The following is a 26,030-nucleotide window of genomic DNA, read 5'->3' on the forward strand; positions in this document are numbered from 1 at the left end:
TCATTACGATATTGCTCATTGCGATGTTGTTGTTGAACTGTCTTCCTCTCGAAAGCGCTGAATCAAATCATAGGTAATGACCGTGTCCGAGACATGTAATCGCTTCGCTGCTTCATCATGAGCGGGACGGCAAGCATTGATATCTGTTTTGTCACGTGTGGACAAGTCATAACAAGCGCCATTCTCGTAGATATAATCATCCGATGGAATGTAGAATACAGAACCATCCGAGAATGCGCCATTACGCAGCACAACCGTACGTTCAGACCCGTCATATACGTCGTTACCCATATGATAATAGGAAAGGTCAGACACGCCGAGCAGATGCAGCACGGATGGTGTGATGTCCAGTTGTCCCGAAGGTTCGTCGATGGTTCCGGCAGCTGCTCCGTCCGGTAAATGCACGAGCAGGGGAACCTCGTTCATAATCTGTGCCATATCGAGTTCGTTCAATGAACGTCCCAGAAATTGCTCGTATTGTGATTGTTCCTTAATCGAGTTGTCGTGATCCCCGTAGAACATAAAGATGGTATTCTCCCATAAGCCCCGATTTTTCAGATCCTCAACCATCTTACCCAGTGCCGAATCCACGTAATGAACGGACTGCAGATAGTTACCAAACATGGTTCCCTGGAACTCGCCTACATCCAGTTGCTGCTTCTCTTTTGGCAAGGTATACGGATGGTGACTGGTAAGAGTGATTAGGAAGGAATAGAACGGTTCGGTCACCTCACTACTCATTTTCTCAACGGATTGCCGGAAAAAGGATTCATCAGACAGGGACCAGCCAAGCGGGTCATCGTGTGCAAAATCATTTTTACTATAAAACTTGTCGTACTTCATATTCTGATACATCGTATACCGATTCCAGAAGCCACTCTCATAAGCGTGAAATACATTGGTGTTATACCCGTTATCCTTCAGGATGGAAGGAAGGGAATCATACGTATGGTCTGCATATCGTACAAAGGCTGATCCAACCGGAAGTGGATGCAGGGAAATGTTTGCGCCAAAATCGGCATCTGACGTTCTGCCCTGACCGGTCTGGTGATAAAAGTGACTATAATACTGGCTTTCCTTCATCAGTTCGTTAAAATGGGGCGTGATCTCCTGACCGCCAATGCTCTGGCCAATCATGAAGTTCATAAAAGCCTCACCCTGGACAATGATCACATTGCTGTCTTTATATTTGCCAAACAAGGCATCATTCTGCGGGGCAGTTCCTTGCCTTTCAGCGAAGAACGTTTTTGCTTGTTCAACATCAGCGGGGTCAGCCTGCGGCCCGGAGCCGATGTGGTCTTTGGCATAGTTGTACAGATCATAACCGTGAAAAGCGAGTAGTCCGGTCACATTGTACATGGATACATTCCACCAGTTGTTATCGAACAGGCCTTTGGCCCATGTTTTGCTATAAAAATAAATCGGGCCGACTGCTAGGCCAAGTCCCAGCACAAGGGCAATGCTGCCAGCCGTGAGACGGCGGCGCAGCCGTGTCTTGCCATCGTTATACGAATAACTCCCATAGCCATGTGCCGACGCACTGGAGTGCTTCGAACGGTAACGTCTGCTGAACAGTATGATAGCTGCAAACGGAATGACGACAAGCCAGTCGGCAAAGAACCAGAGATCACTTGTGTAGATCAATGTAGCGATGCTGTCACCCAATGCGTCAACTTGTCTCGCCTGCAACAATACCGGGATGGTCAAGAAATCCTGGAAATAGCGATAATACACCATATCGGCATAGATTAGTCCGGTAAGCAGCAGGTTAAGCACGGCGAGAGACACGATCATGCCTCTACGTGGCAGCAACCAGGCCCAGAAGGACAAGAGTAGTAAAGATCCAATAGCAATGACTTTATCCAGCAGTCCCATCGTAATGTTATAAGCGTGCAGATTGTGATGGAGCCACATGAGTTTGAGCAGCATGAGCACAAGAAAAATAAGATATGACGTTAATGGATGATTTATAAGCCCGCGTGGCATGGAGCTGCGCGTAGGCCGAGTGACAACCATATGTATGTCCCCCTTGCTTTTGTTGTTTTGTTATCGGAATGTAAAATAGGGCTCCATCCATTATAGCGTGGCCTCATGTGTTTTCAACTATGCCTCAGAAGAATTGATTTCTGCGAAAGCGAAGACCGAAGTTGATGAATTCATATGATCGGAAAAGCATACAAAAAAAAGCGCCCCGGCCATGGATGGCAGGAGCACTTTAGATTTGAAACAATTACGAAGATTGTGGTGCTTTATTTCGTGGGGGCAGTGGGCCTAAATACTGATAGTACTGGGTTTCAATTCGTCCGTTGAACAACTTACGACGTTTGTCTGCCTTATGACCGAAATACTCCTCGAAAGCCTTGGTCGACGTGATTGCAAAAAAGGACCATGTTGGCATGTCGAGGTAACTGCGCCCTAATGAGCGGAGCAACTTCTGAACTTCTTTTTCTTCACTCAAACGTTCACCATATGGGGGATTGGTGATGATGACACCATATTCACCCTGTGGTCTTGCACGATGAGCGGGCAGGACGCTGACTTCAATATCTTTGGCGAAGCCAGCACTTTTGATCGCTGCCATAGCAACTTCAATCGCTTCAGGATCAATATCGCTACCTGAAATCTGTAACGGGACATCGTCACGAACAGCATCGAATGCTTCTTCGCGTGCCTGTTCCCATAATTCTTCAGGAATGACAGCCCAGTCCTCAGAGTTGAAGGTCCGACGAAGTCCTGGTGCAATGTTCCAGCCGATCATAGCAGCTTCGATCAGCATTGTGCCTGATCCACAGCACGGGTCATAGAATGGACGGGATACATTCCAGCGGCTGAGCTGAATAAGAGCGGCAGCAAGTGTTTCTTTCAGTGGCGCTTCGGTGACGAGTTTACGATAACCCCGTTTATGCAGACCTGGTCCCGTCGTATCTAAAGTAAGCAGGGCGCGATCGTTCAGCAGAATGACCTCAATCACATAACGAGACCCATCCTCTGGGAACCACTCTGTGTCATAAGTCAGCTTCAGTTTCTCTACGATTGCTTTTTTCACTATCCCTTGTGATGCAGGCACACTGCTTAACTGGGATTTTTGAGAACGACCCTCTACAGGGAATTCGCCGTCGGCTGGAATCCACTCTTCCCAAGGCAGTGCTTTGGTGCCTTCAAACAATTCGTCGAATGTTGTGGCAGGGAATTCACCCATTTTCACCAATACACGATCCGAACTTCTCAGCCACAGATTACAACGGCATATATCAATATAATCTCCTGTGAAGAAAACCCGGCCGTTGTCGATTGTAACATCTTCATACCCCAGTTGCTTCAGTTCCCGGGCAACAACAGCCTCGAGTCCCATCGCCGAGGTTGCAATCAATTGCAATTGAGCCATGTGATTCATTTCAACTCCATTTCAAGCTGGAGAAGGATATCCTTCTCTCTGCTGTATAGTGACGGTGCGGCCTTGCCGCTTTCCGTGAAAAAACTTACAATGAGAAATGCGGTGAACGTATGCATTCCTCTTTCGAGGTGATACATCAGTCAACCGCCTGTGTTGATAACAAACATTTATTATAGAACATTGGCATCCATATGGAAAGCAGTCCAAGTGTCCAAGGAGGATTTTAGTGGTGAATCTGACCCCTGATGAATATGTAAATCAATTATTTCAAGAGGATGAGCTTTTGCTGAAAGTGAAAGAGGCCATCCGTTCGAACGGTATGCCGGAAGTTTCGGTTGCTGCTGCATATGGACGATTGCTCACGTTTCTAGCGAAGACATCCAAAGCAGAAGCTGCGCTCGAAATCGGCGTGCTGGGCGGTTACAGTGGGATCTGCATTGCACGCGGTTTACGTGAGAATGGAACCCTGACTTCGCTGGAACTGAAAGAGGAATATGCGGCAATGGCGCGTGGTCATCTGGAAGAAGGCGGTTTTGGCGAAAAGGTAGAGTACCGCATTGGCCCGGCGGCAGACAGCCTCGAGCAATTGGAGCAGGAAGGTCGCACATTTGATTTCTTCTTTATTGATGCAGATAAGGAGAATTATCCGGTATATCTCGATTATGCCATTAAGCTGGCCCGGCCAGGTGCTGTCATTGTAGGCGATAATTGTTTCCTGCGTGGTCGTACACTGAATCCGGACAAGCAGGGCCCGGCCGTGCTTGCGGTTCGCCGTTTCAATGAACAGATGGCAAGTGACCCGCGCCTGGTGACGACCATGTTGCCCGATTACGATGGGCTGGTACTTGCCTGGGTGAAGTAAAAGTGGAAATTTCCTAAAGATAAAACTCCGATGGAGCACGATCTCACGCTTTTATGTTTGTGAGGGGGCGTGTTCCATCGGAGTTTTTTTAGTTTAAAAAATATTGATTGTTGAGAATGAGTTTTTATTTAGGATTATCTAAAAATGAATTGATTTTTTAGCGAAGAAGAGATCATAACTAACTTTCAGGCAATTTTATGGTAATATTGTATATAAGAAGTTATAAATTTCTATATATGGAGGTGTTAAATTGAGACCTTTATTCATTTTTCTTTCTTTGCTTCTGATCTCAGGTTTCGTATTTCATTTTCTTAACGTATACACGCCCTTTTTAATACTGCCAGTTTATATTGTACTTATTGCGATACTCGTCTTTTTAATTTTTTATCTTTTTAGGTATTATTTTACTAAATAAGAAGTTATTTGAAATTAATCAGAGAATTTATAAAAGGAGTGATTATAATACTAAGGAGGATACTTTTTTATGAAGAAACAATTCACTGCACTTTTGATGTCGTTTTCACTTTTGGTAGGAGGCGCTGTTACAGTCTCAGCAGATTCATTAGAAGGAAAAGAAAATTTAAATAACATTGCAGAAGCTCGGGCCTATATAACGAAGAGTAGTTCTGAAATAGCGAATGAGTTGGAGAACTTAAAAATGTCTAAGGAGAATGTAACTCTGATTGAAATTCATGATGTTATTGAGAGTTATTATGAGAACAATCCCGCACCCTTAGAATTGGCTAATAATGACTCGATTTCTCTAGAAGATGTATTTCCAAATGAATCACAAAAAAATCAGTTAAATAACGAGGAAACATTCAGTTTAAATGAGTTTATTTCACAGCAAAAAGAAAACGAGGAAGTCCTAAGTTTCTCAACAGAAACTACAAAAACAGATGTTTATGTTGATAAATCAGGAATTTTTATTTTACATTCTGAAATTGACCCTAATAGTGCCATCAGAGCTGCTGCGTGGAGTTACACCGCTAACGAAAGGACGACCGGATCAGCTTATAATGCCTTAGGTCTAAAAATGTTTGATCTTTGGGCATCGGGAAGTTTTAGATATGATGGTTCAAAGGTAGAGGTTGCTACTAAAGATGGTGGTTACGAACGTAAATTCTGGGGGTCGACATTGGAGTTAACTGATAGAGGGATGGGACTTTCAAGAACGGTGGATCTTGAAGGGTACAAATACGCGGAAGTGTATAGCAGACTTAGAACAGAATCGACTCTTGGCTTTAGATGGTTTGGGCTTACACTTACTGATACTACTGTAGAGGTTAAAATTGGTAGTACAGTTAATGGTAATGTGTATACTGGAGGTGGCTCCATTTAAAAGTAGAAGCGTACTTGAATTAATAGCCCACCGCGATGTGGAAAAGTAATACACAAAATCTGAAAACACACAAAGAAAGAGACGACACACCTTTAATCACAGGGAGTATCGTCTCTTCTTTGTCTAGATTTATAAAGGATAAGTGCTTTCTTATACTTCCGGTGTTCCGTACGTTTCAAACCATTTTTTGATGGTATCAAAATCATCACTGAAGGACAAACCCAGCATCAATAATACACGAGCTTGTTGTGGACTCAGGTTGTCGCCTGCAATGATACCATTGCCGCCGCCGTACACACTTCCTGAACCCGTCCGAGTGGTGGTCACAAAGATGACACCTTCTTCAATCGCTTTGGTACGAGCTTGTCCCATAGCTCTGGATATACCGCCAGCTCCGGTACCGGAAGTCACGATTCCTTTGGCACCACTGCTCACGAATCCTTCAATGGCTCCGCCGCCAGCTTCTTGATATGAGATCGCAATTTCTACTTTGGCCAGATCTGCCTTAGTGATTTTACTTAGATCAAATACGGGCTTTGCTGTGCCTTCTGGTTTCAAGGCACGTGCAGGAGCACGGTATATTCGAATGTTCTCTTCATCTATATATCCTACAGCGCCGAGCATCGGCGTTTCAAACGTATCTGTCCGATAATCATTAGTCTTGGTTACACCGCGAGCAAGCTGGATTGTGTCATTCAACATGAGTACTGTGCCGAATGAAGTGGTACGACCACTGCCTGCAAGTTTGATGGCGTTGTACAGATTGGCTTGAGCGTCAGAGCCGATGACGGTCCATGGACGCATGGAGCCTGTAATCACGACAGGTTTGTCACTCTGAACCGTCATATCGAGGAAATAAGCGATTTCTTCCATAGTATCTGTACCCGTGGTAACGACAACACTGTCATACATTGCCAGAGCTTTGTCTACCGTCTGCGACAAGTCATAGAGGTCGGCCATGCTATAGGAACCTGAACCTGAGTTTCCGAATTGGAGTGTGCTAACATCAGCAATCTTCTGTTTATCCGGTAAGGCGTCTACCATCTCTCCAATCGGAAGTGTACCTGCCTTGTAATTCTGGAAGCTGGTAGCATCCTCAGATTGACCTGCAATCGTTCCGCCAGTTCCGATCACCAATACATTAGGGAGTGCAGATTGCTTGGAAGAGTCTGGTATTGCAGGGATGGAAGTATTGCGAGCCGGAGTAGTGGTTGCTGTCTGAACAGCACCTGTTGTACCTTTCACCTCTACCGTAGCTGCGTGCGCAGCGTAGGTTCCAATGGGGGACAATGAGATGGTTAGTGCTGTTAAAGCTGCGGTACTCCATACGGCCCAGGGACGAAGATTGGATGTTTTACTCATGAATAGCACTCTCCTTCAAGTAAGTGTGATGTTAAGTTTGTTAAGAAGAATATGTATACCATTTCAAATTGATTGTATTTCATGTTAATTAATATGACAAATATAGATAATGGTAGAGTAATCGGTTACATTCGTAGATAATGAGAGTATAATGATTATTTATGAGGAATTACGAAAGAATATCCATTCTGATAGAGATATATAAGAGTTGATTTTAGTTGTTTCAAAGGAAAATAGATCCTTTTAATGTTAGTTAAATTAACATAATGAGTCTTTTGTCCTGATAAAATGAGCATTTTAATAAAAGGATGTCGAATTGGGACTCATATCAGAAGTAGGTAACAGAATGAGAGGGTAATAGTAACGCATATTAGGTAATGGGGCTCAATTACGGTTTAATGAGTGGTTTCCTTATAGAGTTATGTTTATAATAGGGGTGATCAACATATGTAAATAAATATATAATATTGATTGGAGGAGAAACGATGAAACAGGCACCGAGAAAGTATGCAAATTACATTCCGATTCGGGAACTGGAGACTTTGGAAGAGAGGTTATCTCCCTTCAAGGTGTATGCAGAACTTCGTGATAACACTCCAGTCCGATATGATGAACATCGAGAATGTTGGGATGTTTTTGGTTATGAAGATGTGAAGTACGTTCTGAAAAATCCGAAACTGTTCTCTTCTGCACGTGATCGTGCCAATACGAGCATGTTGACCACAGACCCTCCCAAACACAAACAGCTGCGTGATCTGGTTAACCAGGCGTTTACACCCAAGGCCATTGAAGCATTGGCTCCGCGTATCCAGGAAATCACAGATGAGTTAATTGCTCCACACCTGTCAGAGGGACATATGGAACTTATTGATGACCTTGCAACACCATTGCCCGTCATTGTCATTGCGGAATTGATCGGAGTCCCTGCGGCGGATCGTCAAAAGTTCAAAGACTGGTCTGATGTGTTGGTGAAAGGTGCACGTGACGATAGTGAGCAGGCCTTCCAGGAATTATTGGAAGAGAAAAAAAGAAATATGCAGGAGTTGCATATCTATTTCACTGGCATTATGGAAGAACGTCGGTTGCAGCCCAAGGATGATCTGATCTCATTACTGCTTGCTGCGGAGATTGATGGTCAGCAATTGACTTCAGATGAGGTGGTAGGCTTCTGTATTCTCTTACTTGCTGCCGGTAATGAAACAACAACCAACCTGATTACCAATGCGGTTCGTATTCTGTCTGAACAACCCGAGCTACAACAGGAGTTGCGCGAACAGCCTGAACGGATTACTTCTGCGATTGAAGAGACGCTGAGATATTATCCGCCAATTGTCGCGATTGGGCGGGTCGCCAAGGAAACTGTAGAGTTGAATGGTCAGATGATTCAAGCTGGAGAGCAGGTGATTTCCTGGGTTGGAGCAGCTAATCGGGACAGTGCCCAATTTGAAAATCCGGAAGATTTCATCTCTGATCGCAAGCCGAACAGGCATATGGGCTTTGGTTTTGGCATTCATTTTTGTTTGGGTGCACCACTCGCTCGATTGGAGGCAAGGGTAGTTCTTCATACATTGCTTCAGCACATGGAGCACATTCAACTTGTGCCGGGAACGCCTCTGCAACCGATACAAAGTGCTTTTGTATTTGGCGTGAAACATTATCCGATACAATTCAATCTAATAAATAAATGATGAATGGCGCATAAATGACAAAAGCCGCTCTCAGGCCAATTAGGCGCTGGAAGCGGCTTTTTCAAATAAAAAAGTAAGATGTACTCATTAAGAAATGGATAGGGAATCAGGATTCCCGAATAGAAGCAGGTTTGTTATACAATTTGAATCGAACCCAAACCATATTAATTAGCAGCAGTCCGCCAGATACGATAAACAGACCTTCGATCCCGATGAATCCTGCCATAAATCCTCCAATGATCGCTCCGAGCATGTTGCCCAGCGCCAGAGTACTCGTATTAAAACTGAATGCACGGCTGATCATGCTATCGGATGTGTAGGAGCGGATCAAGGCGTTAACGCTTGGAAGCAGGCCACCCATGAACACACCCATCATGAAACGAACAAGAATGAGCTGCCACACGGTCTGAACAAATGCCTGCGGGATAAGCATGAGTCCTGTACCTATGAGGGAGAACGTCAGCACCTTGTGAGGGCCAATCCGGTCACTCAGCTTCCCTAGAATCGGTGACATCGCCATATTGGATAGTCCCGTAACTGCACCGACAAGCCCTGCCCAGAAGGCCACATTTACATCCGAAGCATGCAATTTTTGCACATACAGCGGCAAGAGTGACATGGGGCTAATCATCGCAAACTGCAACAGAAACGTCACAGCAAACAATGCGGGCAGTTGAGGTGACTTGTTCAATTCCTTCAGACCGGACAATACGGATTGTGCCGGCAGTTTGGCTGCTTCTTGACGGTCAAACTTCTCTCTCACCAGGAACATGGCGAGCATGGAAGCAACAAAGATCAGTCCACCTGTAATGTAGAAAATGGGGCGGAAGCCTACCGCATCCGCTAACAAGCCACCAATGAGTGGACCCAGGATGGTGCCGGCAACCTGCCCGGACTGACTGATTCCCATGGCGAAACCCATGCGGTCTTTCGGAGTGGTACCCGATATCAGCGCAACAGCTGCAGGATTGAAACCGGAGATGGTACCGTTAAGCAAACGCAATAAGAGAAGCTGCCAAGGGTTCTGTGCCAGACCCATAAGGGCAATTACGATGGCCATCCCGAATCCCGAACGCAGCAGCATAACTTTACGGCCATACTTGTCCGATAACTTGCCCCAGAGCGGTTGGAACAAAAATGAGGTGAGGAAATTGGCTGCAAAAATAAATCCCGCCCATATGCCAATTTCATGTTCGCCAACAACGCCCAGATCTCTTGCGAGATAAAGAGACAAAAATGGGGTAATCATGGTCATGCCCGAATTGACCAAAAATTGTCCGAACCAAAGCACAATGAGGTTTACTTTCCACGTTTTCAAAGTGCTTTCACTTCCTTTCAAAGATATTTCTGTAATTCTCAAAAAAACACCATTCTTTCATTATAACATAATTGGCATATGAGGGATGGGTGTAAGGAATGTCATAGTATTGTCACGTAGAACGCATCTGCATGTGGTTGTTACGGCTGTTTAAAAAGGGCATAATGGTAATTATGAGTCCAAAAACTATTGGAGGCTTCTTACATGAGCTATAATGATCGACTGATTCGGGCAAGTTTCAAACAACAGGTAGACCGCGTCCCGGTATGGTACATGCGTCAAGCTGGACGTTACGATCCTGAATATCGCAAAATTAAAGAAAAGTACTCCTTGTTAGAAATCTGCAAACAACCCGAGCTGGCGGCTGAAGTTACACTCATGCCGGTACGCAAACTTGGTGTAGATGCGGCTATTTTGTATTCCGATATTATGAATCCGGTTGCCTCTCTGGGCATTGATTTTGACATTGTAAAAAATATTGGTCCAGTCATCGATAATCCTATTCGGTCCGCTGCAGATGTGGATCGGCTGCGTCCCATTGACGTAGAAGGAGATCTGTCACATATTCTGGAAACCATTCGAATTCTGGATAAGGAGCTTGATGTGCCTCTGATTACGTTTGCGGGCGCACCATTCACGATTGCGAGTTATCTGATTGAAGGCCGACCTTCGAAAGGTTATATCCGCACCAAAACGATGATGTACAGCGAGCCTGAGGTGTGGCATAAGCTGATGCAGAAGCTTGGTGATATGGTTATTACATATGTCCGTGCGCATATTGCGAATGGCGGTAAGGCATTCCAGTTGTTTGACAGCTGGGTTGGAGCACTTTCTCCCAAAGACTTCAGAACATATGTGTTGCCTACGATTACCCGTATCTTTACCGAATTATCCGATTTGAATGTACCGAAGATTTATTTCCCTGGTGTTGCATCCGGTGAGTTGTTGCCAGCACTGCATAATTTGCAAGCCGATGTGATTGGACTGGACTGGAGAGTATCCATTTCGGAAGGGCGTCAACGTCTTGGCGGCAAATTTGCAGTACAGGGTAACCTGGACCCATATTTGCTGACTGCCCCGATGGAACTGATTAAAGAGCAAGCCAAAGTGATTATTGACGAAGGAATCAAGGAGCCGGGTTATATTTTCAACCTCGGACACGGATTATTTCCTGAAGCATCGCTAGAGAAGCTCAGAGAATTAACGGCGTATATTCATGAATATTCTGCCGAAGCAATGAAGAGTGGGGTGACGGTAACCAATGACTAATACTGTAGGTGTACTGGTGATGTCATATGGCACACCAGAAAATATGGAAAGTGTTGAAGCGTATTACACACATATCCGCAGAGGGCGTCCGCCTGAACCGGAGCAATTGAAGGAACTGACGGACCGTTATGAAGCCATTGTTGGCGGTGTGTTCCCACTTCGTGAGAACACAGACAATCAGGTCAAAGCCCTTCAAGAGACATTAAACCGCGATGAGCGTGGCACTGATGTGGAATTCCGTTGTTATCAAGGACTGAAGCATGCCTATCCGTTTATTGAGGATGGCGTGGAGCAGATGGCGAAGGATGGAATTCAGTCAGCGATTGGCATTGTACTGGCTCCTCATTTTTCCACGATGAGTGTAGGCAGTTATATCAAACGTGCGCGTGAAAAAGCAGAAGAGCTGGGCGTTCATATGTCCTTTATTGAGAGTTATCATCTGCATCCGAAGTTAATTCAGGCGTTGTCCACACGTGTCAGTGCAAAGTTGGATGCGTTCGAAGAAGCTGGAGCAAAACGCGGAGATGTGAAGGTGTTGTTTAGTGCACACAGTCTGCCGGCACGTATTGTGGAGATGGGTGATCCATACCCGCAACAATTGCTGGAGACTTCGGAAGTGATTGCATCACGTGTAGGTATAACCAATTGGCAATTTACGTGGCAGAGTGCCGGACGAACTGCTGAGCCTTGGCTTGGACCGGATATTCTGGATACGTTACAGGAGCTTTCACGTGAACAGGTAGAGGATGTGCTTGTGGCACCAATCGGGTTTGTCTCGGATCATCTCGAAGTGCTCTATGATCTCGATATTGAGGCCAAATCGATTGCCAAAGAGATCGACATGCGCCTGATGCGCATTGACTCTCTCAATAGTGATCCTCTATACATGGAGACGTTGAGCGATGTTATTATAAGCCAATGGCAGCAAGGGTTGGATGAGTAATGGGTGATAAGAAACGCCGTGTTGTTGTTGTCGGCGGTGGCCTTACCGGCCTCAGCGCGGCATTTTATATCCGCAAGCATTACCGGGAAGCAGGAGTTGAACCTGTGATTACTTTGGTCGAGAAAAGCTCGTCCATGGGAGGCATGATTGAGACACTGCACCGGGATGGATTTGTGATTGAAAAAGGGCCCGATTCGTTCCTGGCTCGCAAAACGGCAATGATTGATCTGGCCAAAGAATTGGAGATCGATCATGAGCTGGTAAGTCAGAATCCGGAGTCGAAGAAAACGTATATCATGCAGCGTGGCAAGCTTCATCCTATGCCAGCAGGACTTGTTCTCGGTATTCCGACAGAACTAAGACCATTCTTGAGAAGTGGTTTGGTTTCTCCGGCAGGCAAACTGCGGGCGTTGATGGATTTTGTCATCCCGCCGCGTCGTACAACAGAGGATGAATCGCTCGGTTATATGATTGAACGCCGTCTTGGAGCAGAAGTGCTGGAGAACTTGACGGAACCACTGCTCGCAGGAATCTATGCAGGTGATATGCGGCGATTGAGCCTCCAGGCTACCTTCCCGCAGTTCGGAGAAGTAGAGCGCGATTACGGCAGCTTGATCCGGGGCATGATGACGGGGCGCAAACCGGCTGAGACGCATACCGGAACAAAACGGAGCGCTTTTTTGAACTTTCGCCAGGGACTTCAGAGCCTTGTTCATGCACTCGTCCATGAGTTGCAGGATGTGGATCAACGTCTGAACACTGCGGTGAAATCGCTGCAACGCCTTGATGGAGCGCAGACCAGATACCGTGTTGAACTTGGTAATGGCGAAATGCTTGAAGCCGATGATGTAGTGGTTACTGTGCCGACATATGTCGCGTCGGAGCTGTTGAAGCCTCACGTGGACACAGCGGCACTGGATGCGATTAACTATGTGTCTGTAGCCAATGTAGTGCTCGCTTTTGAGAAAAAAGAGGTGGAGCATGTATTCGACGGATCGGGTTTCCTCGTTCCGCGGAAAGAGGGTCGGAATATTACGGCTTGCACGTGGACATCGACGAAATGGCTGCATACCAGCCCGGATGATAAAGTACTGCTTCGCTGTTATGTTGGTCGCTCCGGTGACGAACAGAACGTAGAGCTTCCGGATGAAGCGCTGACGAATCTCGTTCTCAAAGATCTGAGAGAGACGATGGGTATTGAAGCAGTGCCGATCTTCTCCGAGATTACAAGGCTTCGTAAATCCATGCCACAGTATCCGGTGGGACACCTTCAACATATTGCCGCTCTCCGTGAGGAGCTTGGCAGCAAATTACCGGGTGTGTACATTGCAGGTGCAGGTTATGAGGGCGTAGGCTTGCCTGATTGCATCAGACAAGCGAAGGAAATGTCTGTTCAGGCTACACAAGAGCTTGCAGCAGATTAAGTACAGCAAGAGAGCTGTCTCAAACGTAGAATTATCTACTGGAGAGATGGCTTTTTTTATATGAAGATCTGGAAGCTAACTGAGTTCATACCCTTTCAATCGATACAGTTCCAAGGAATGATGGAAATCCAGAATATGCCTGATATAATGGTATGTATGGCTGTGAAGAAGAAGAGGAGTTGCTTATGTATCCCCCAAGATCAGAGCGAAGTGTAAAGAAGAAAAAAGGAAAACGCACCCGCAATACAATCATCTGGACAGTTAATATTGTATTGATCATGGCAATTGGTCTGATAGGCATTTTCTATGTCATTAATACACGTCAGCAACAGGCGGACCAGCCAGTGAAACAAGAGATAGTCGATCAGGATCAGCCTTCCATTGGAGACGATGCCAAAGGCGGGGATCAAGTAAGTTCTCCAGACTCGGAATCCGATGAGTCCTCGGAAGAAGAACCCGAAGCTACGGATGAAGAGACCACCGCGGATGCAGATAAGACATCTGGAGCAGCGACACCTGACACTTCAGGCAATACCAATAGTGGGAAAGCAGAATCCGGAACGAAAAAACCTGTGGCAGATTCGACACCGTCGGGCACCAAGGGAAATGCAGGTGTGGATCAGGAATCAGGGACGTCGAAACCTTCCAATTCAGCGAAGGATGTCACGATTAACTTTGTGGGTGATATTCAATTCTCGGGCAAAGTTGCTGAGTTGCTGGATAAGAACGGTTATGATTATCCCTTTGCCAAACTCGGCAGATTATTCAAGGATGATGATCTTACCATCGGCAACTTGGAGACACCGATAACCCTGGGTGGTACTGGTGCAGTCGACAAAACCTATGTATACAAATCTTCGCCCAAAGCATTGGCGGCAATGGCCTCTGCGGGTTTTGATGCTGTCAATTTGGCTAACAATCATATTCTGGATCAGGGCGTAGAGGGCTTGGTCGATACGTTAACTTATCTCAAGGAATATGGCATAGCTCACACCGGGGCAGGTATGAACAGGGATGAGGCCTATGCACCAGCATATCTGGAACGCAAAGGTATGAAGATTGCATTGCTTGGATTCTCCCGAGTTGTACCGGAAACGAGTTGGAAGGCGGAAGGCAATCGGGCTGGCGTGGCTGAAGCCTACGATTCCACAGGAGCAGTCAAAGCGATCCAGGAGGCCCGTAAGAAGGCTGATCTGGTGATCGTGGTTGCACATTGGGGAGAGGAACGTGTGAGTACTCCGAATAGTGACCAGACCCGATTGGCTCATGAGTTTGTAGATGCTGGTGCGGATCTGGTCATAGGTGGTCATCCTCATGTGTTGCAAGGGTTGGAGTACTATAAGGGGAAGTGGATTGCATACAGTACGGGAAATTTCATTTTCTCCAGATCAACAACCGAAGAGACATGGAAAACGGCGGTATTTCAGGCTCGCTGTAGTCAAGATGCGGCTTGCAGTATGAAAGTTATCCCTTATGAGGCCGGGCTTGGTCAGGCCATTCCGATGATTGATGAGGCGAACAAACTGCTGTTGGAACAGATGGCAAAGCTCTCCCCGGGTATTCGATATGATGGGAATGGAGTCGCTTCACCTAATTAAAAACCTTTTTGAGGAGGGAATCGAATGAACAACCTTTGTGTAGCGCACCGTGGATTTTCTTCTATTGCACCAGAGAATACGATGGCTGCATTTCTGATGGCCATGGAGCGGCCTGAAGTTCAGTGGATGGAGCTTGATGTTCAGTTGTCGCGTGATGGTGTACCAGTGGTCATTCATGATTTTACAGTGGATCGCACGACGAATGGCAAGGGCCTGGTTCGGGAAACCGATTGGGCTGATCTGCAACGTCTGGATGCTGGAGCATGGAAAAACAAGTCTTACAAAGGCGAACGGATTCCGGCGCTAAGTGAATTGTTAGATCGCTCGTGCGGCAGAGTGCGTTTGAACATTGAACTGAAAACGCAGGGAGACATGTACCCGGGTCTGCCTGCGGCTGTTATACATGAAGTGAGAAAAAGACATATGCAAAATGATGTTGTGATCACCTCATTTGAACCAGCCGCTCTGATCGAAGTGAAGAAACTTGCACCGGAGATCCAGACGGGGCTGATTATTGATGCACGACCAGGTGATCTGTTAAACGCCCTGCGGCAGATGAATTGTACATTCCTCTCGATTGGATACACCAATGTAGACAAATCCTTAATGAACGAGATGCGGAGTGCAGGCATTCGGGTGATGGCTTGGACAGTTGATGACAAGACCATTATGAAGAAACTGGCGGCGGTTGATCCAGAACTTATGTTATGTACGAACCGTCCTGACGTATGGGAGCTGGCATTTCAGGAGACGAGCAGCCGATTTTTCAGACCTTAACTTTACTATATGCACTAATGAATCCAATAAAGGTGGTTATATACCCATGTTGACTAACATTCGCAATGTATACTGTGTAGGACGCAATTATAAACTTCATGCGGAAGAATTGGGTAACGCGGTTCCGGATGAGCCAATGATCTTTATGAAACCTTCCCATGCAGTCGTGCCCCTGAATGGTGAAACGCTTGAATTGCCAGCTACCAAGGGTGAAGTTCACTATGAAGCTGAATTGGTCGTGCAAATCGGCCGGAATTTTGAGCCAGGTATGGCGGTAGATGCGCTGGTGGATGCGTATGGGTTTGGTATTGATTTTACGTTGCGTGACGTACAGACCGTGATTAAGAAAAAGGGCCACCCGTGGACAGCGGCCAAAGGGTTCAAAAATTCCGCTCCGGTTACTCCATTTCAGGCATTCCCGGGTGCGGCAGCATTACTGGAAAAAGACTTTACATTGACCAAAAATGGTGAGGAAGTCCAGCGTGGTAATATTCGTAACATGATCTTCAGTTTACAGGATATTGTGGATTATGTAGGTCACCATTACGGCCTGGGGCCGGGCGATGTCATTTTTACAGGAACACCCGAAGGTGTTGGACCAACACAAGCAGGAGATGTGCTCGAACTGGCATGGGACGGCGAATCCTTGGGTGCATGCACGATTGGGGCAGCACAATAAGGACTACACATCATACCTGTTTGAGATGAATAGGTTACAAGAAAGGGGCGTGTATACGCTCCTTTTTGTCGTGTTATCGTGGATATATGTTTATATCTTCATCGTACGGATATGTTACAAATTTAGGCCAAGCTGTATGCTGTATTTGCGCTCTGTGTGACCAACTCTTCCAGTTCAGCTTGTTGTGCAGCATGTTGCTCCGAACTGATACTTCCACTTGCGAGCCGTTCATCCAACTGCTCTTTGAGTTGTCTTACTTGTATAGCAATGACCTCATCCAAATTCCCGTTATTTTCTTCCGTAATCGTCCTCAGTGATTTTCCGCTGTACAGTTCCTGATACAGATCTGCTTCTGAAGGCTGATTCAGAGCGCTGAGCAGCTCGTCGCTGTTTCCCTCACGAGTGTCCAAGTCAACGATGGACCATTTAGCAGTAGGTATGGGAGAGATGGCGGATTGGCCCCATGCTGTTCCGGCAAAGGACATGGTGACAATCATTGTGCCAATAATAATGACTCTTTTCATATTCATATGGATAATCCTCATTTCTGTAGTTGAGTACGAACTGAATCGTAACTTGTCGTTGATGTAGTTGTAGATGTTTCGATCTGAGAATAGTGTAAACGGGAAACCTGAAGTGAAACTTAAAACAGGATAAGTAATTTCAACCTGGCTGAGAATGGCTGCAAAAAGAAAAGATCACTAATATAATTCACACTTGACAGGTTGGGTTAGTTGGTTATATGATAATCTCAATTATTTTAATACTCATTAAATGAACAGTGAAATAATTTGAACTGAAAACTGCATTGAGCTGATTGGACCACCAAAGGCTCCCGGGACTACTCCTCTAAGGAATGTCCTCGGGGGCCTTTTTTTTGTTCGCTGTTGAAGCTTCAAACGATCAAGGAGGTTATGAAATGAGCGATAGAGACTGGGAAGCGTTGGAGCGGACGGATTGGTTATTTCGCAAAATGGTCAGACGATTCGTCAAAGAGCGGGATCGCATCTCTGTAGAAGGTATCAGCCTGCCAGGTATGCTTATCCTGCACAAAATCATTCGTGAGGGAGAACAGCGGCTTGGAGATCTGGCAGAACAATTGGATTTTACATCGGGTGCCATTACAGCTCTGACCGATAAGTTGGAGAAAAAGGGACTCACCATCCGCAGACGAAAGGAAGACGACCGCCGGACGGTTTCACTGGATATCACATCAAGCGGGCGGGAGATGTATACGAGAAACAGCAATATCGGTGCCCGATGTATGACGCTTCTGTTTGAGGGGTTTACGAGTGAGGAACTGGAGCAGCAAAGTCAATTCTACGAGCGGGTAGTAGCGAATCTGGAGGGGTTCTCGGACACGGTGCTGGAATTGGCGGAGAACAACGGGATACAAGAACATGATCGGTCCTCGACAAGAAACCTTGAGCAGAAGCAGCAGGACAGTACCGGGAAGAGTAACTATCTCAGTTATTGAGGTTGGGTCAAAGTAACGACATTTGATATACCACAAACATTCTAGGGGAGAGATGATCAATGGGACACTCAACAATATATCCAACTGGAGCGACGTTATACAATCCGGATAAGGCTTGGGGCGGTTATACCGTCTATCAGGCAGGTGAGGAAGGCGTAGTATTGATCGATATGAATGGCAAGGAGGTTCACCTGTGGAAAGGGTTGTTAGGGTTTCCGGCCAAGATATTACCTGGCGGCTACGTGCTGGGCAGCACGGGTCGGAGAGATCCGAAGTTCGGTATTCAGGATAATGTCGATCTGGTCCAAGTGGATTGGGACGGCAACATTGTATGGAAATACAATAGCTACGAACACATCGAAGATCCGGGGTATGAGCCATTATGGTATGCCCGCCAGCATCATGATTATCAGCGTGAGGGGAATCCGGTGGGTTACTATGCACCTGGCCTTGCGCCAAAGACGAAGAGTGGCAAAACACTTATCTTGGCTCACAAAAATGTGAGTAACCCTCAAATTTCAGATAAGCCATTGCTTGATGATGCCATTATCGAAGTGGATTGGGAGGGGAAGGTACTCTGGGAGTGGCTGCCTAACGAACACTTTGAAGAATTAGGTTTTGATGAAGCTGCTCGAAATGTCCTGTTCCGTGATCCGAATACACGCTCATTCGGTCATCTGGGTGGTGGCGTTGGTGACTGGTTACATATTAATTCTGCTTCTTATGTCGGACCCAACCGTTTCTATGAAGAAGGAGACGAACGGTTCCACCCCGACAATATTATCTGGGATGCCAGAGAGGCCAATATAATCGCCATTACGGACAGACAGAGCGGAAAGATCGTGTGGAGACTAGGGCCAGACTATGCTTCAACTGAAGCGAAACACATTGGCACAATTATCGGACAGCATCATGCACATATCATTCCCCAAGGTCTACCGGGTGAAGGGAACTTGCTCGTATTCGACAATGGCGGCTGGGCAGGTTACGGTCTTCCGAATCCGGCTTCTCCATTTGGATTGAAACATGCGATTCGGGATCACTCCCGTGTACTGGAGATTAACCCGGTCACCCTGGAGATTGTCTGGCAGTATACCTCGGCAGAAGCAGGTTTCTCGGTTCCGACGGATTCTTATAAATTTTATAGCCCATACATCAGTTCCGCCCAGCGTTTACCTAACGGCAACACCCTGATAACCGAAGGTTCCAATGGCAGATTGTTCGAAGTGACAGCGGAGCATGAGCTGGTCTGGGAGTATGTCTCCCCGTACACGGATGGGCGGAATACCAATATGGTCTATCGCTCATATCGCGTTCCTTATCAGTGGGTTCCGCAGTTAGAGAAGCCGCAGGAAGTTGCCATTGAAGCCATTGATGTCTCCAACTACAGGGTGCCGGGAGCAGCACCCAAAGGTTCTGCATCCATCGTGAGCGTGGAGACAACTCTTCCATTTGTGGAGGGTGCAGCCTGTGTGGCAACGTCGGATGAAGGCAAGTCAGGCGGTTAAGCGTCAAGAATCATGACTAGATCGAATGGGGTGTATATTGTGAGAAAACCTTCCATAATTACCGGCGTATTGATATTATTCCTGGCTACGGCACTCATATTATCCGGATGCAGTTCAAATGTAGCAGGATCTGAAGCAAAAGACGCTACCGGCAAAAATGTCGATAATGTAAAAATTCGAATTGCAGATACAAGTACCAACCCAACGTTCAGGGTAGCCATTGCCAAAGGTTTTTTTGAAAGCCGGGGCATTGATGCAGAGAGTATTACGTTTGGCTCACCGGCTGAAGGTGTAAATGCGTTATTTATCAAACAGGTAGATATTGCGTACGGGGCGGATTTCCCTGTATTGAATGCTTTGGCTAAAGGGGAATATTCAGTTATTGCTTCCGCAGGTCAGGCTACGGATGAAGCGGCAGCCGCCTGGAAGTTGTATGCAAAAGAGGATATTCAGAGTGGAGCGGATTTGAAGGGCAAGAAAGTAAGCTTCATTCGAGGCACATTCATTCCGTATCTATGGGATGAATATTTGAAAGATCAGGGGTTGGCGCTGAGTGAGGTGACGCAAATTGGTCAGGGGGCTTTTGATGAAGCCTACATCGCACTGAAACAGGGAGACCTTGATGCCGCTTGGGTCATAGGTTCCGCGTTAACCGATAAATTCGATGCACTCGAAGGGGTACATCAGCTAACTGAGATGTCTCGGACGCCTATACGCCTTGGTATGGGACTGGTATCGAGTAATGAATTCATCCAGGCAAACCCTGAAAAAATAAGTGAATTCCTTGCGGCGCTGGATGAAGCATCCACGTATGCTCAAGCGCATCCTGAAGAGGTTGCCGATCTGATGTATCAAGAGACCAAACAGCCTAAAGATGCCACGTTGAAAGACCTTCCGATCAATCCATGGGAAGTTGGATTTACGCAGGCTGCTTATGATAGTTTGGCAGGTCAGAAGCAATATATGGTGGATACCGGAATCATCGAACAGGATTTTGATCTCGACACCAAACTCAATCTGACTTCTCTCCAGCAGGCTCTGCCGGAAAAAGTGACATACAGTAAATAATTCTTAATGAAATGGGAGGTGTCCGTTATGTCCTTACCTGCAACTCAGCATACCATTCATATTGAACAGCTTCGAAAAACATATCATGCCCCGACCAATGGGGATGTGCATTATATTATTAAGGATGTCGATCTGATCATCAAGGGAGGAGAATTCTTCGTCCTGCTTGGACCCAGTGGATGCGGGAAGTCAACGCTGCTGAACATGATCGCGGGTTTTATCTCCAAGTCGGGTGGACAGCTCAAGGTGGACAACAAGGAGATCGACAGGCCGGGCAGGGATCGGGCAATGGTGTTCCAGCAGGCGGATTCTTCTCTCTTTCCATGGCTAACGGTGAGGGAGAATGTTGAATTCGGGCTTCGAATGTCCAAGGTGCCTAGGACACAACGGCGTGAGATCTCTGATCGTTACATCCAGCTTGTTGGACTGAGTGCTCATGAGGGGAAATTTCCAAAAGAACTTTCGGGTGGCATGAAGCAGCGGGTTCAATTGGCGCGGGTACTTGCGAATGACTCGTCGATCTTGTTGATGGATGAGCCATTCGGTGCACTGGACGCGATGACGAGACGAACCATGCAGAAGGAAATGGTGAATATTTGGAAAGAAACACATAAAACCGTTATCTTTGTCACACACGATATTCAGGAAGCGTTATTACTTGGTGAGCGCATAGGCATTATGTCCGTAGGTCCGTCTTCGAATATAACGGATATTTACCACAACACTTTACCTTACCCTAGGAACATCGCCTCGTCTGAGTTCAACACCCTGTACGACCGAATTCAAGGCCACTTTGAAGAATAACTGAGGTGATATGTAAGATGAAATGGTTGGAGAAAAAATGGGTGTCTATCCCGCTTCTATGGGTAACGGTCATCTTGATCTGGCAGCTTGGTGCCCTCATCTATGGGCCTGACGTAATCCCTGGTCCGTGGCACACGATCCTGGGTGCACGTGAATTGATTGCTGACGGTACGCTGATGCAGTATATCGGAATCAGTTTCACTCGTGTACTGGCGGGCTGGGTACTCGGAAGTATCATTGCTATTCCGGTAGGACTGATTATTGGCAAGGTGCATATCATCCGGCTGTTCGCCGAGCCATTCCTTAACTTTATACGCTTTATCCCGCCGATTGCTTTTATTACCTTATTTCTGGTGTGGTTCGGAATTGGAGAGCAATCCAAGATCGCGCTCATCATGTACGCTACCTTCTTCATTGTTGTGCTGAATACACTGACAGGTGTACTCTCCGTTGAAGAAGACAAAATTCGTTCGGCCCGCAGTATGGGAGCCAATGAACGGCAGATACTGCTGCATGTGATTGTTCCGGCGACAACCCCGTATATTTTCACGGGTGTACGACTGGCGATGGGAACTTCTTATATGGCCATAATCGGTGCTGAGATGATTGCCTCGAATGAGGGAGTCGGTTACTTGATTTGGAATTCCAGACTCTTTTTCCGAACAGATTGGATCTTTGTTGGTCTGATTTCCCTGGGTTTTATGGGATTCCTGACGGATCGATTGTTCAACTGGTTTGGTCGCAGAGTACTCTACCGATATGGGGTCATTGGCGGAGCGAAGCGGGTCTGAAACAGAACCTAGGAACACCGAATTCCAGACTTACTTGAAAAGGGAAGTTATTTTGTTTTAACGTTTGATCAATAACCTGTTTTGGCACTTCTACACGAGGCCGAAACAGGTTTTTTGTGTGCTGGCGTAAGGAGTTTCGGCATTGGCATCAAACCGTGGTATAATTGAATTTCAAAAATACAATAAACGTCATGCGGGCTGTACATACGCTGCATGCAGGAGACATTATGGATTGGATTATTGGCGCCGTATGCGCTTCTATGGTGGCAGGTGCTGCCTATGCGAAAAAGTCGCTAACCCTGTCTGGCTGCCTGGCAGCCATCATGATGGGAACGATATATTACGGAGCGGGTAACCTGTTCTGGTTTGGCACGTTATTGTTGTTTTTCATTACTTCAACGTTGCTCTCCAGGTTTCGTAAAGATCGGAAGCAGGAGCTGGAGAAATCCTATGCCAAGTCAGGAAATCGGGATGCCGGACAAGTGATGGCTAATGGTGGAATGGGCATGTTCCTATGTCTGGGATACTGGATATTTCCACATCCGGCATGGGTGTATGCTTTCATTGGTGTAATGGCTACCGTTACATCGGATACATGGGCAACCGAGATTGGGAGTCTCAGCCGCAAGCCGCCGCGCTCTGTTCTCACGTGGAAGGTACTTACGCCAGGTGCTTCAGGAGGTGTCTCACTTCTTGGCACCGTGGCTGCAGCCTTAGGCGGGACTCTGATTGGTGCGGGAGCATTCTTGTTTTCATGGATCGCCGGGATAGAAGGGCCTGGTCTGCTTAGTTGGATTTTTGTCGGCCTTGCAGGCGGATTGGCAGGGGCGTTTGCCGATTCCTATCTGGGCGCAACGGTGCAGATGATGTATCGTTGTACTGTGTGTGGCCGTGAAGTTGAGGTACATGAACATTGCGGGCATCCAACGGTGCGGGCTCGTGGCTGGGCATGGATGAGTAATGACCTGGTGAACGTGCTTAGCTCGGTAATCGGCGGATGTGTGGCGATTGGTTTAGGTAACATTTTGGCGTTGTAGGGGGGAGTACATTTTGAGCACTATACAGGGAGACAAATCGGAGGCTATTTTGGATGCGGCCTATGGTATTTTTGGCTCGAAAGGTTTTTATGAGACCAAAATGTCTGATATTGCAGACGAAGCCGGCATCGCAAAAGGCACCATTTATTTATATTTCAAAAGCAAGGAACAATTATTTATCGCAGTATCCAAGCGGGACTGTAACAGCTTTATCAGCCGCCTTGAATATGCTTTGAACTCGCATGAGAACACAGGTGATAAACTTGGAGCAATAGCCAAGACTCACCTTACGTATTATTATGAGCGTCGCAATCATACCAAGCTCTTTTTTATGGCACCCAATAACGATCCGGATCTGATGAAATTCATGAAGGCATTCATGAATCAATACATGAGCATGGTGTGTGAGGTATTGGAAAGTGCAAGTGTACCTGAGCCTGTATTGCTCGCCGAAGCATATATCGGAATACTGGACCGGCTGAAGATGGATATTATGTTGAATCCGGAGTTTAATGAGGAACATCTGAACAAACGAATTGCTTTTGCAGCAGCATTGTTTCTGGACGGATGCCGTTCTTTTTTACAAGTTTAAAGTAAGTGCGCGGATGTACGTAATATTGAATTTTAATTCACAGAGAAGTGGGTACGAGCAATGAACATAATGACGGTAGAGCAAATTGCAAAAAGTTATGGCGAAAAAATATTGTTCAAGGATGCTTCATTTGGTATGGCTGATCAGGACAAGATTGGTGTCGTTGGGGTAAATGGAACCGGTAAATCCACGTTTTTGCGTGTTATATCTGGTATGGAACCTGCAGACGCGGGACAGATCTCGATCGGTAATGACGTACGTATTCAGTTCCTGGCACAAAATCCGGACTTCAATCCGGATAATACGGTACTGCAACAAGTATTCGAAGGTGACAGCATGGAAATGAAAACCGTGCGTGAATATACGGAAACGATGGAATTATTGGAACTGAATTCGTCCGATCCAGCGTTGCAAGAGCGGTTATTACGTTTGAATCAGCAAATGGAGCAGCTTCAGCTCTGGCAGATGGAGAGTGAAGCGAAGAGCATTTTGTCCAAACTGGGTATTCGTCAATTCGATGCACTGATGGGCACATTGTCTGGTGGACAACGCAAAAGGGTAGCACTTGCTGCTGCACTGATTCATCCTTGTGAACTGCTCATTCTGGATGAGCCGACGAACCATATTGATAACGATTCGGTCGTATGGCTAGAGCAGTACTTACAGAAGCGCCGCGGCGCACTGCTTATGATTACGCATGATCGGTATTTCCTGGATCGTGTGGCGAATGTCATGCTGGAATTGGATCATGGACGGTTGTTCCGCTATGAAGCCAACTATACACGTTTCCTGGAACTGAAGGCGGAGCGCGAAGAACGGGAAGCCTCTTCCGAACAGAAGCGTAAGAACTTGCTTCGGACAGAGCTTGCGTGGATTCGTCGCGGTGCCAAGGCACGGACAACGAAACAAAAAGCGAGAATTGATCGCTTCGAACAACTTAAAGATCAACAAGGAATCCAGCGATCGGGTTCATTGGAAGTATCGGTTGGCTCCACTCGTTTGGGTAAAAAGATTCTGGAGATCGAGCATCTTTCCAAATCCGTAGGTGGCCGCACGCTGATCGAAGATCTGAGTTATATTGCCGTACCTGGAGATCGGGTAGGGATTGTCGGACCGAACGGTAGTGGTAAGTCCACGTTGCTTCAGATGATATCTGGCAAGCTGGAACCCGATGCAGGTGTGGTTGACGTTGGTCCTACGGTCAATCTGGGCTACTTCACACAGGAACATCAGGAGATGGATGAATCCCTTCGTGTGATTGAGTACATCAAGGAAGTGGCCGAGAATGTGAAAACAGCCGATGGCTCTCTGATTACAGCATCCCAGATGCTGGAACGGTTCCTGTTTACCCCGGCATCCCAGTGGACGCCAATCTCACGTCTGTCTGGTGGAGAGAAGCGTCGTCTGTATTTGCTGCGTGTGCTGATGGCTGCGCCGAATGTATTGCTGCTGGATGAGCCGACGAATGATCTGGACATCCAGACACTCGCCGTACTTGAAGACTATCTCGATGATTTCCCTGGTGTTGTTTTTGTAGTATCCCATGATCGCTATTTCCTTGATCGTACTGTGGATAAAGTGCTGTCTTTTGAGGGCAACGGTGCTGTACGTGTACACGTCGGCGACTACAGTGAATATGCGGAATGGATGCTGAAAAATGCGCCTGGAGTTACTCAGGAAAGTGATACAGGAGCGGCGAAGGTGAAGCAGTCATCGGAGAAAACGACACCTGCTGTGTCAGCGGCTAAAACGAAGTTGAAATTCAGCTTCAAGGAGCAACGTGAATACGACCAGATTGATGAAAATATTGAGAAGGCTGAAGCCAATCTTGTCCGGATTAACAAAGAGATGGAAGAGTCGTTTAGTGATTCTGCCCGTCTGCAGGAGTTGATGTCGGAGCAGGTTGAGGCTGAACGTCATCTGGATGAATTGATGGAACGCTGGACCGTTCTGAATGAACTTGCAGAGCAGATTGAACAGAGCAAGTCTTGATTTATAACTAAACATCGCCCTTTCTTCTATAGTGACTTTATGTCGCGTTGGAGAAAAGGGCGATTTTTTTGTCTGTGAATTTGCGCATTAAAGTGAAACGTTCTG

Annotated in this window: 22 protein-coding genes; 17 read left to right on the forward strand and 5 right to left on the reverse strand. The window is 46.6% G+C overall.

Annotation, left to right across the window (positions count from 1 at the left end):
* Window positions 1–15: 15 nt before the first annotated feature.
* Window positions 16–2,016, reverse strand: a complete 2,001-nt coding sequence (locus tag MKY92_RS09920) for an LTA synthase family protein (protein WP_339300473.1) — start codon at window positions 2,014–2,016, stop codon at window positions 16–18.
* Between the two features lie 214 nt (window positions 2,017–2,230).
* On the reverse strand, window positions 2,231–3,385 hold the full coding sequence (locus MKY92_RS09925) for a class I SAM-dependent RNA methyltransferase (RefSeq protein ID WP_074094429.1): 1,155 nt from the start codon (window positions 3,383–3,385) through the stop codon (window positions 2,231–2,233).
* 238 nt (window positions 3,386–3,623) lie between these two features.
* Here MKY92_RS09925 and MKY92_RS09930 point away from each other — a divergent pair, with 238 nt between their 5' ends.
* Window positions 3,624–4,256: an O-methyltransferase gene (locus tag MKY92_RS09930; RefSeq protein ID WP_036670998.1), complete on the forward strand. Its 633-nt coding sequence runs from the start codon at window positions 3,624–3,626 to the stop codon at window positions 4,254–4,256.
* Between the two features lie 484 nt (window positions 4,257–4,740).
* A complete protein-coding gene (locus MKY92_RS09935) occupies window positions 4,741–5,598 on the forward strand; it encodes a hypothetical protein (RefSeq protein WP_339300475.1) in 858 nt (285 codons plus the stop codon).
* 150 nt (window positions 5,599–5,748) lie between these two features.
* Here the strand turns inward: MKY92_RS09935 and MKY92_RS09940 are convergent, their stop codons facing one another.
* Window positions 5,749–6,960, reverse strand: coding sequence for an asparaginase (locus MKY92_RS09940; protein ID WP_339300477.1), 1,212 nt, complete (start codon window positions 6,958–6,960; stop codon window positions 5,749–5,751).
* Between the two features lie 485 nt (window positions 6,961–7,445).
* Here MKY92_RS09940 and MKY92_RS09945 point away from each other — a divergent pair, with 485 nt between their 5' ends.
* On the forward strand, window positions 7,446–8,648 hold the full coding sequence (locus MKY92_RS09945) for a cytochrome P450 (protein ID WP_339300479.1): 1,203 nt from the start codon (window positions 7,446–7,448) through the stop codon (window positions 8,646–8,648).
* A 106-nt stretch (window positions 8,649–8,754) separates the two neighbouring features.
* Here the strand turns inward: MKY92_RS09945 and MKY92_RS09950 are convergent, their stop codons facing one another.
* The gene (locus tag MKY92_RS09950; protein ID WP_076209040.1) at window positions 8,755–9,966 is read right to left on the reverse strand and encodes an MFS transporter; all 1,212 of its coding nucleotides are present in this window, start codon (window positions 9,964–9,966) and stop codon (window positions 8,755–8,757) included.
* A 204-nt stretch (window positions 9,967–10,170) separates the two neighbouring features.
* Here MKY92_RS09950 and hemE point away from each other — a divergent pair, with 204 nt between their 5' ends.
* The 6 genes from hemE (at window position 10,171) to MKY92_RS09980 (ending at window position 16,656) form a co-directional block, all read left to right on the forward strand.
* Window positions 10,171–11,235 carry a uroporphyrinogen decarboxylase gene (gene hemE, locus MKY92_RS09955; RefSeq protein WP_036609707.1) on the forward strand — a complete coding sequence of 355 codons (1,065 nt, stop codon included), beginning with the start codon at window positions 10,171–10,173 and terminating at the stop codon, window positions 11,233–11,235.
* Window positions 11,228–12,178, forward strand: a complete 951-nt coding sequence (hemH, locus tag MKY92_RS09960; RefSeq protein ID WP_339300480.1) for a ferrochelatase — start codon at window positions 11,228–11,230, stop codon at window positions 12,176–12,178. Before hemE ends, hemH begins: the two co-directional genes overlap by 8 nt.
* Window positions 12,178–13,602: a protoporphyrinogen oxidase gene (gene hemY, locus MKY92_RS09965; RefSeq protein WP_047842365.1), complete on the forward strand. Its 1,425-nt coding sequence runs from the start codon at window positions 12,178–12,180 to the stop codon at window positions 13,600–13,602. The genes hemH and hemY overlap by 1 nt, the downstream gene beginning before the upstream one ends.
* Window positions 13,603–13,787: 185 nt before the next feature.
* The gene (locus MKY92_RS09970) at window positions 13,788–15,200 is read left to right on the forward strand and encodes a CapA family protein (RefSeq protein WP_339300482.1); all 1,413 of its coding nucleotides are present in this window, start codon (window positions 13,788–13,790) and stop codon (window positions 15,198–15,200) included.
* A 24-nt stretch (window positions 15,201–15,224) separates the two neighbouring features.
* On the forward strand, window positions 15,225–15,977 hold the full coding sequence (locus MKY92_RS09975; protein ID WP_339300484.1) for a glycerophosphodiester phosphodiesterase family protein: 753 nt from the start codon (window positions 15,225–15,227) through the stop codon (window positions 15,975–15,977).
* A gap of 46 nt (window positions 15,978–16,023) precedes the next feature.
* A complete protein-coding gene (locus MKY92_RS09980; RefSeq protein ID WP_339300486.1) occupies window positions 16,024–16,656 on the forward strand; it encodes a fumarylacetoacetate hydrolase family protein in 633 nt (210 codons plus the stop codon).
* Between the two features lie 122 nt (window positions 16,657–16,778).
* Here MKY92_RS09980 and MKY92_RS09985 read toward each other — a convergent pair whose 3' ends face one another.
* The gene (locus MKY92_RS09985; protein ID WP_339300488.1) at window positions 16,779–17,186 is read right to left on the reverse strand and encodes a hypothetical protein; all 408 of its coding nucleotides are present in this window, start codon (window positions 17,184–17,186) and stop codon (window positions 16,779–16,781) included.
* A gap of 389 nt (window positions 17,187–17,575) precedes the next feature.
* Between MKY92_RS09985 and MKY92_RS09990 the strand changes: the two genes are divergently transcribed.
* From MKY92_RS09990 to MKY92_RS10025, 8 genes are all read left to right on the forward strand, one after another.
* A complete protein-coding gene (locus MKY92_RS09990; protein WP_339300489.1) occupies window positions 17,576–18,133 on the forward strand; it encodes a MarR family transcriptional regulator in 558 nt (185 codons plus the stop codon).
* 59 nt (window positions 18,134–18,192) lie between these two features.
* Window positions 18,193–19,641: an aryl-sulfate sulfotransferase gene (locus MKY92_RS09995; protein ID WP_339300490.1), complete on the forward strand. Its 1,449-nt coding sequence runs from the start codon at window positions 18,193–18,195 to the stop codon at window positions 19,639–19,641.
* A gap of 12 nt (window positions 19,642–19,653) precedes the next feature.
* Window positions 19,654–20,709 (forward strand): ABC transporter substrate-binding protein, encoded by a 1,056-nt coding sequence (locus MKY92_RS10000; protein ID WP_339300492.1) that lies wholly within the window; start codon window positions 19,654–19,656, stop codon window positions 20,707–20,709.
* 27 nt (window positions 20,710–20,736) lie between these two features.
* Window positions 20,737–21,513, forward strand: coding sequence for an ABC transporter ATP-binding protein (locus MKY92_RS10005; protein WP_339300494.1), 777 nt, complete (start codon window positions 20,737–20,739; stop codon window positions 21,511–21,513).
* A gap of 17 nt (window positions 21,514–21,530) precedes the next feature.
* Complete coding sequence (locus MKY92_RS10010; RefSeq protein WP_145319349.1) at window positions 21,531–22,304, forward strand: ABC transporter permease; 774 nt, start codon at window positions 21,531–21,533, stop codon at window positions 22,302–22,304.
* 227 nt (window positions 22,305–22,531) lie between these two features.
* On the forward strand, window positions 22,532–23,341 hold the full coding sequence (locus MKY92_RS10015; RefSeq protein ID WP_339300495.1) for a DUF92 domain-containing protein: 810 nt from the start codon (window positions 22,532–22,534) through the stop codon (window positions 23,339–23,341).
* Window positions 23,342–23,354: 13 nt separating this feature from the next.
* Window positions 23,355–23,933 (forward strand): TetR/AcrR family transcriptional regulator, encoded by a 579-nt coding sequence (locus tag MKY92_RS10020; RefSeq protein WP_339300496.1) that lies wholly within the window; start codon window positions 23,355–23,357, stop codon window positions 23,931–23,933.
* A gap of 60 nt (window positions 23,934–23,993) precedes the next feature.
* Window positions 23,994–25,925 (forward strand): ABC-F family ATP-binding cassette domain-containing protein, encoded by a 1,932-nt coding sequence (locus tag MKY92_RS10025; protein ID WP_339300497.1) that lies wholly within the window; start codon window positions 23,994–23,996, stop codon window positions 25,923–25,925.
* Window positions 25,926–26,030 lie beyond the last annotated feature (105 nt).

The sequence above is a fragment of the Paenibacillus sp. FSL R5-0623 genome (assembly GCF_037974265.1).
Classification (GTDB): Bacteria; Bacillota; Bacilli; order Paenibacillales; family Paenibacillaceae; genus Paenibacillus.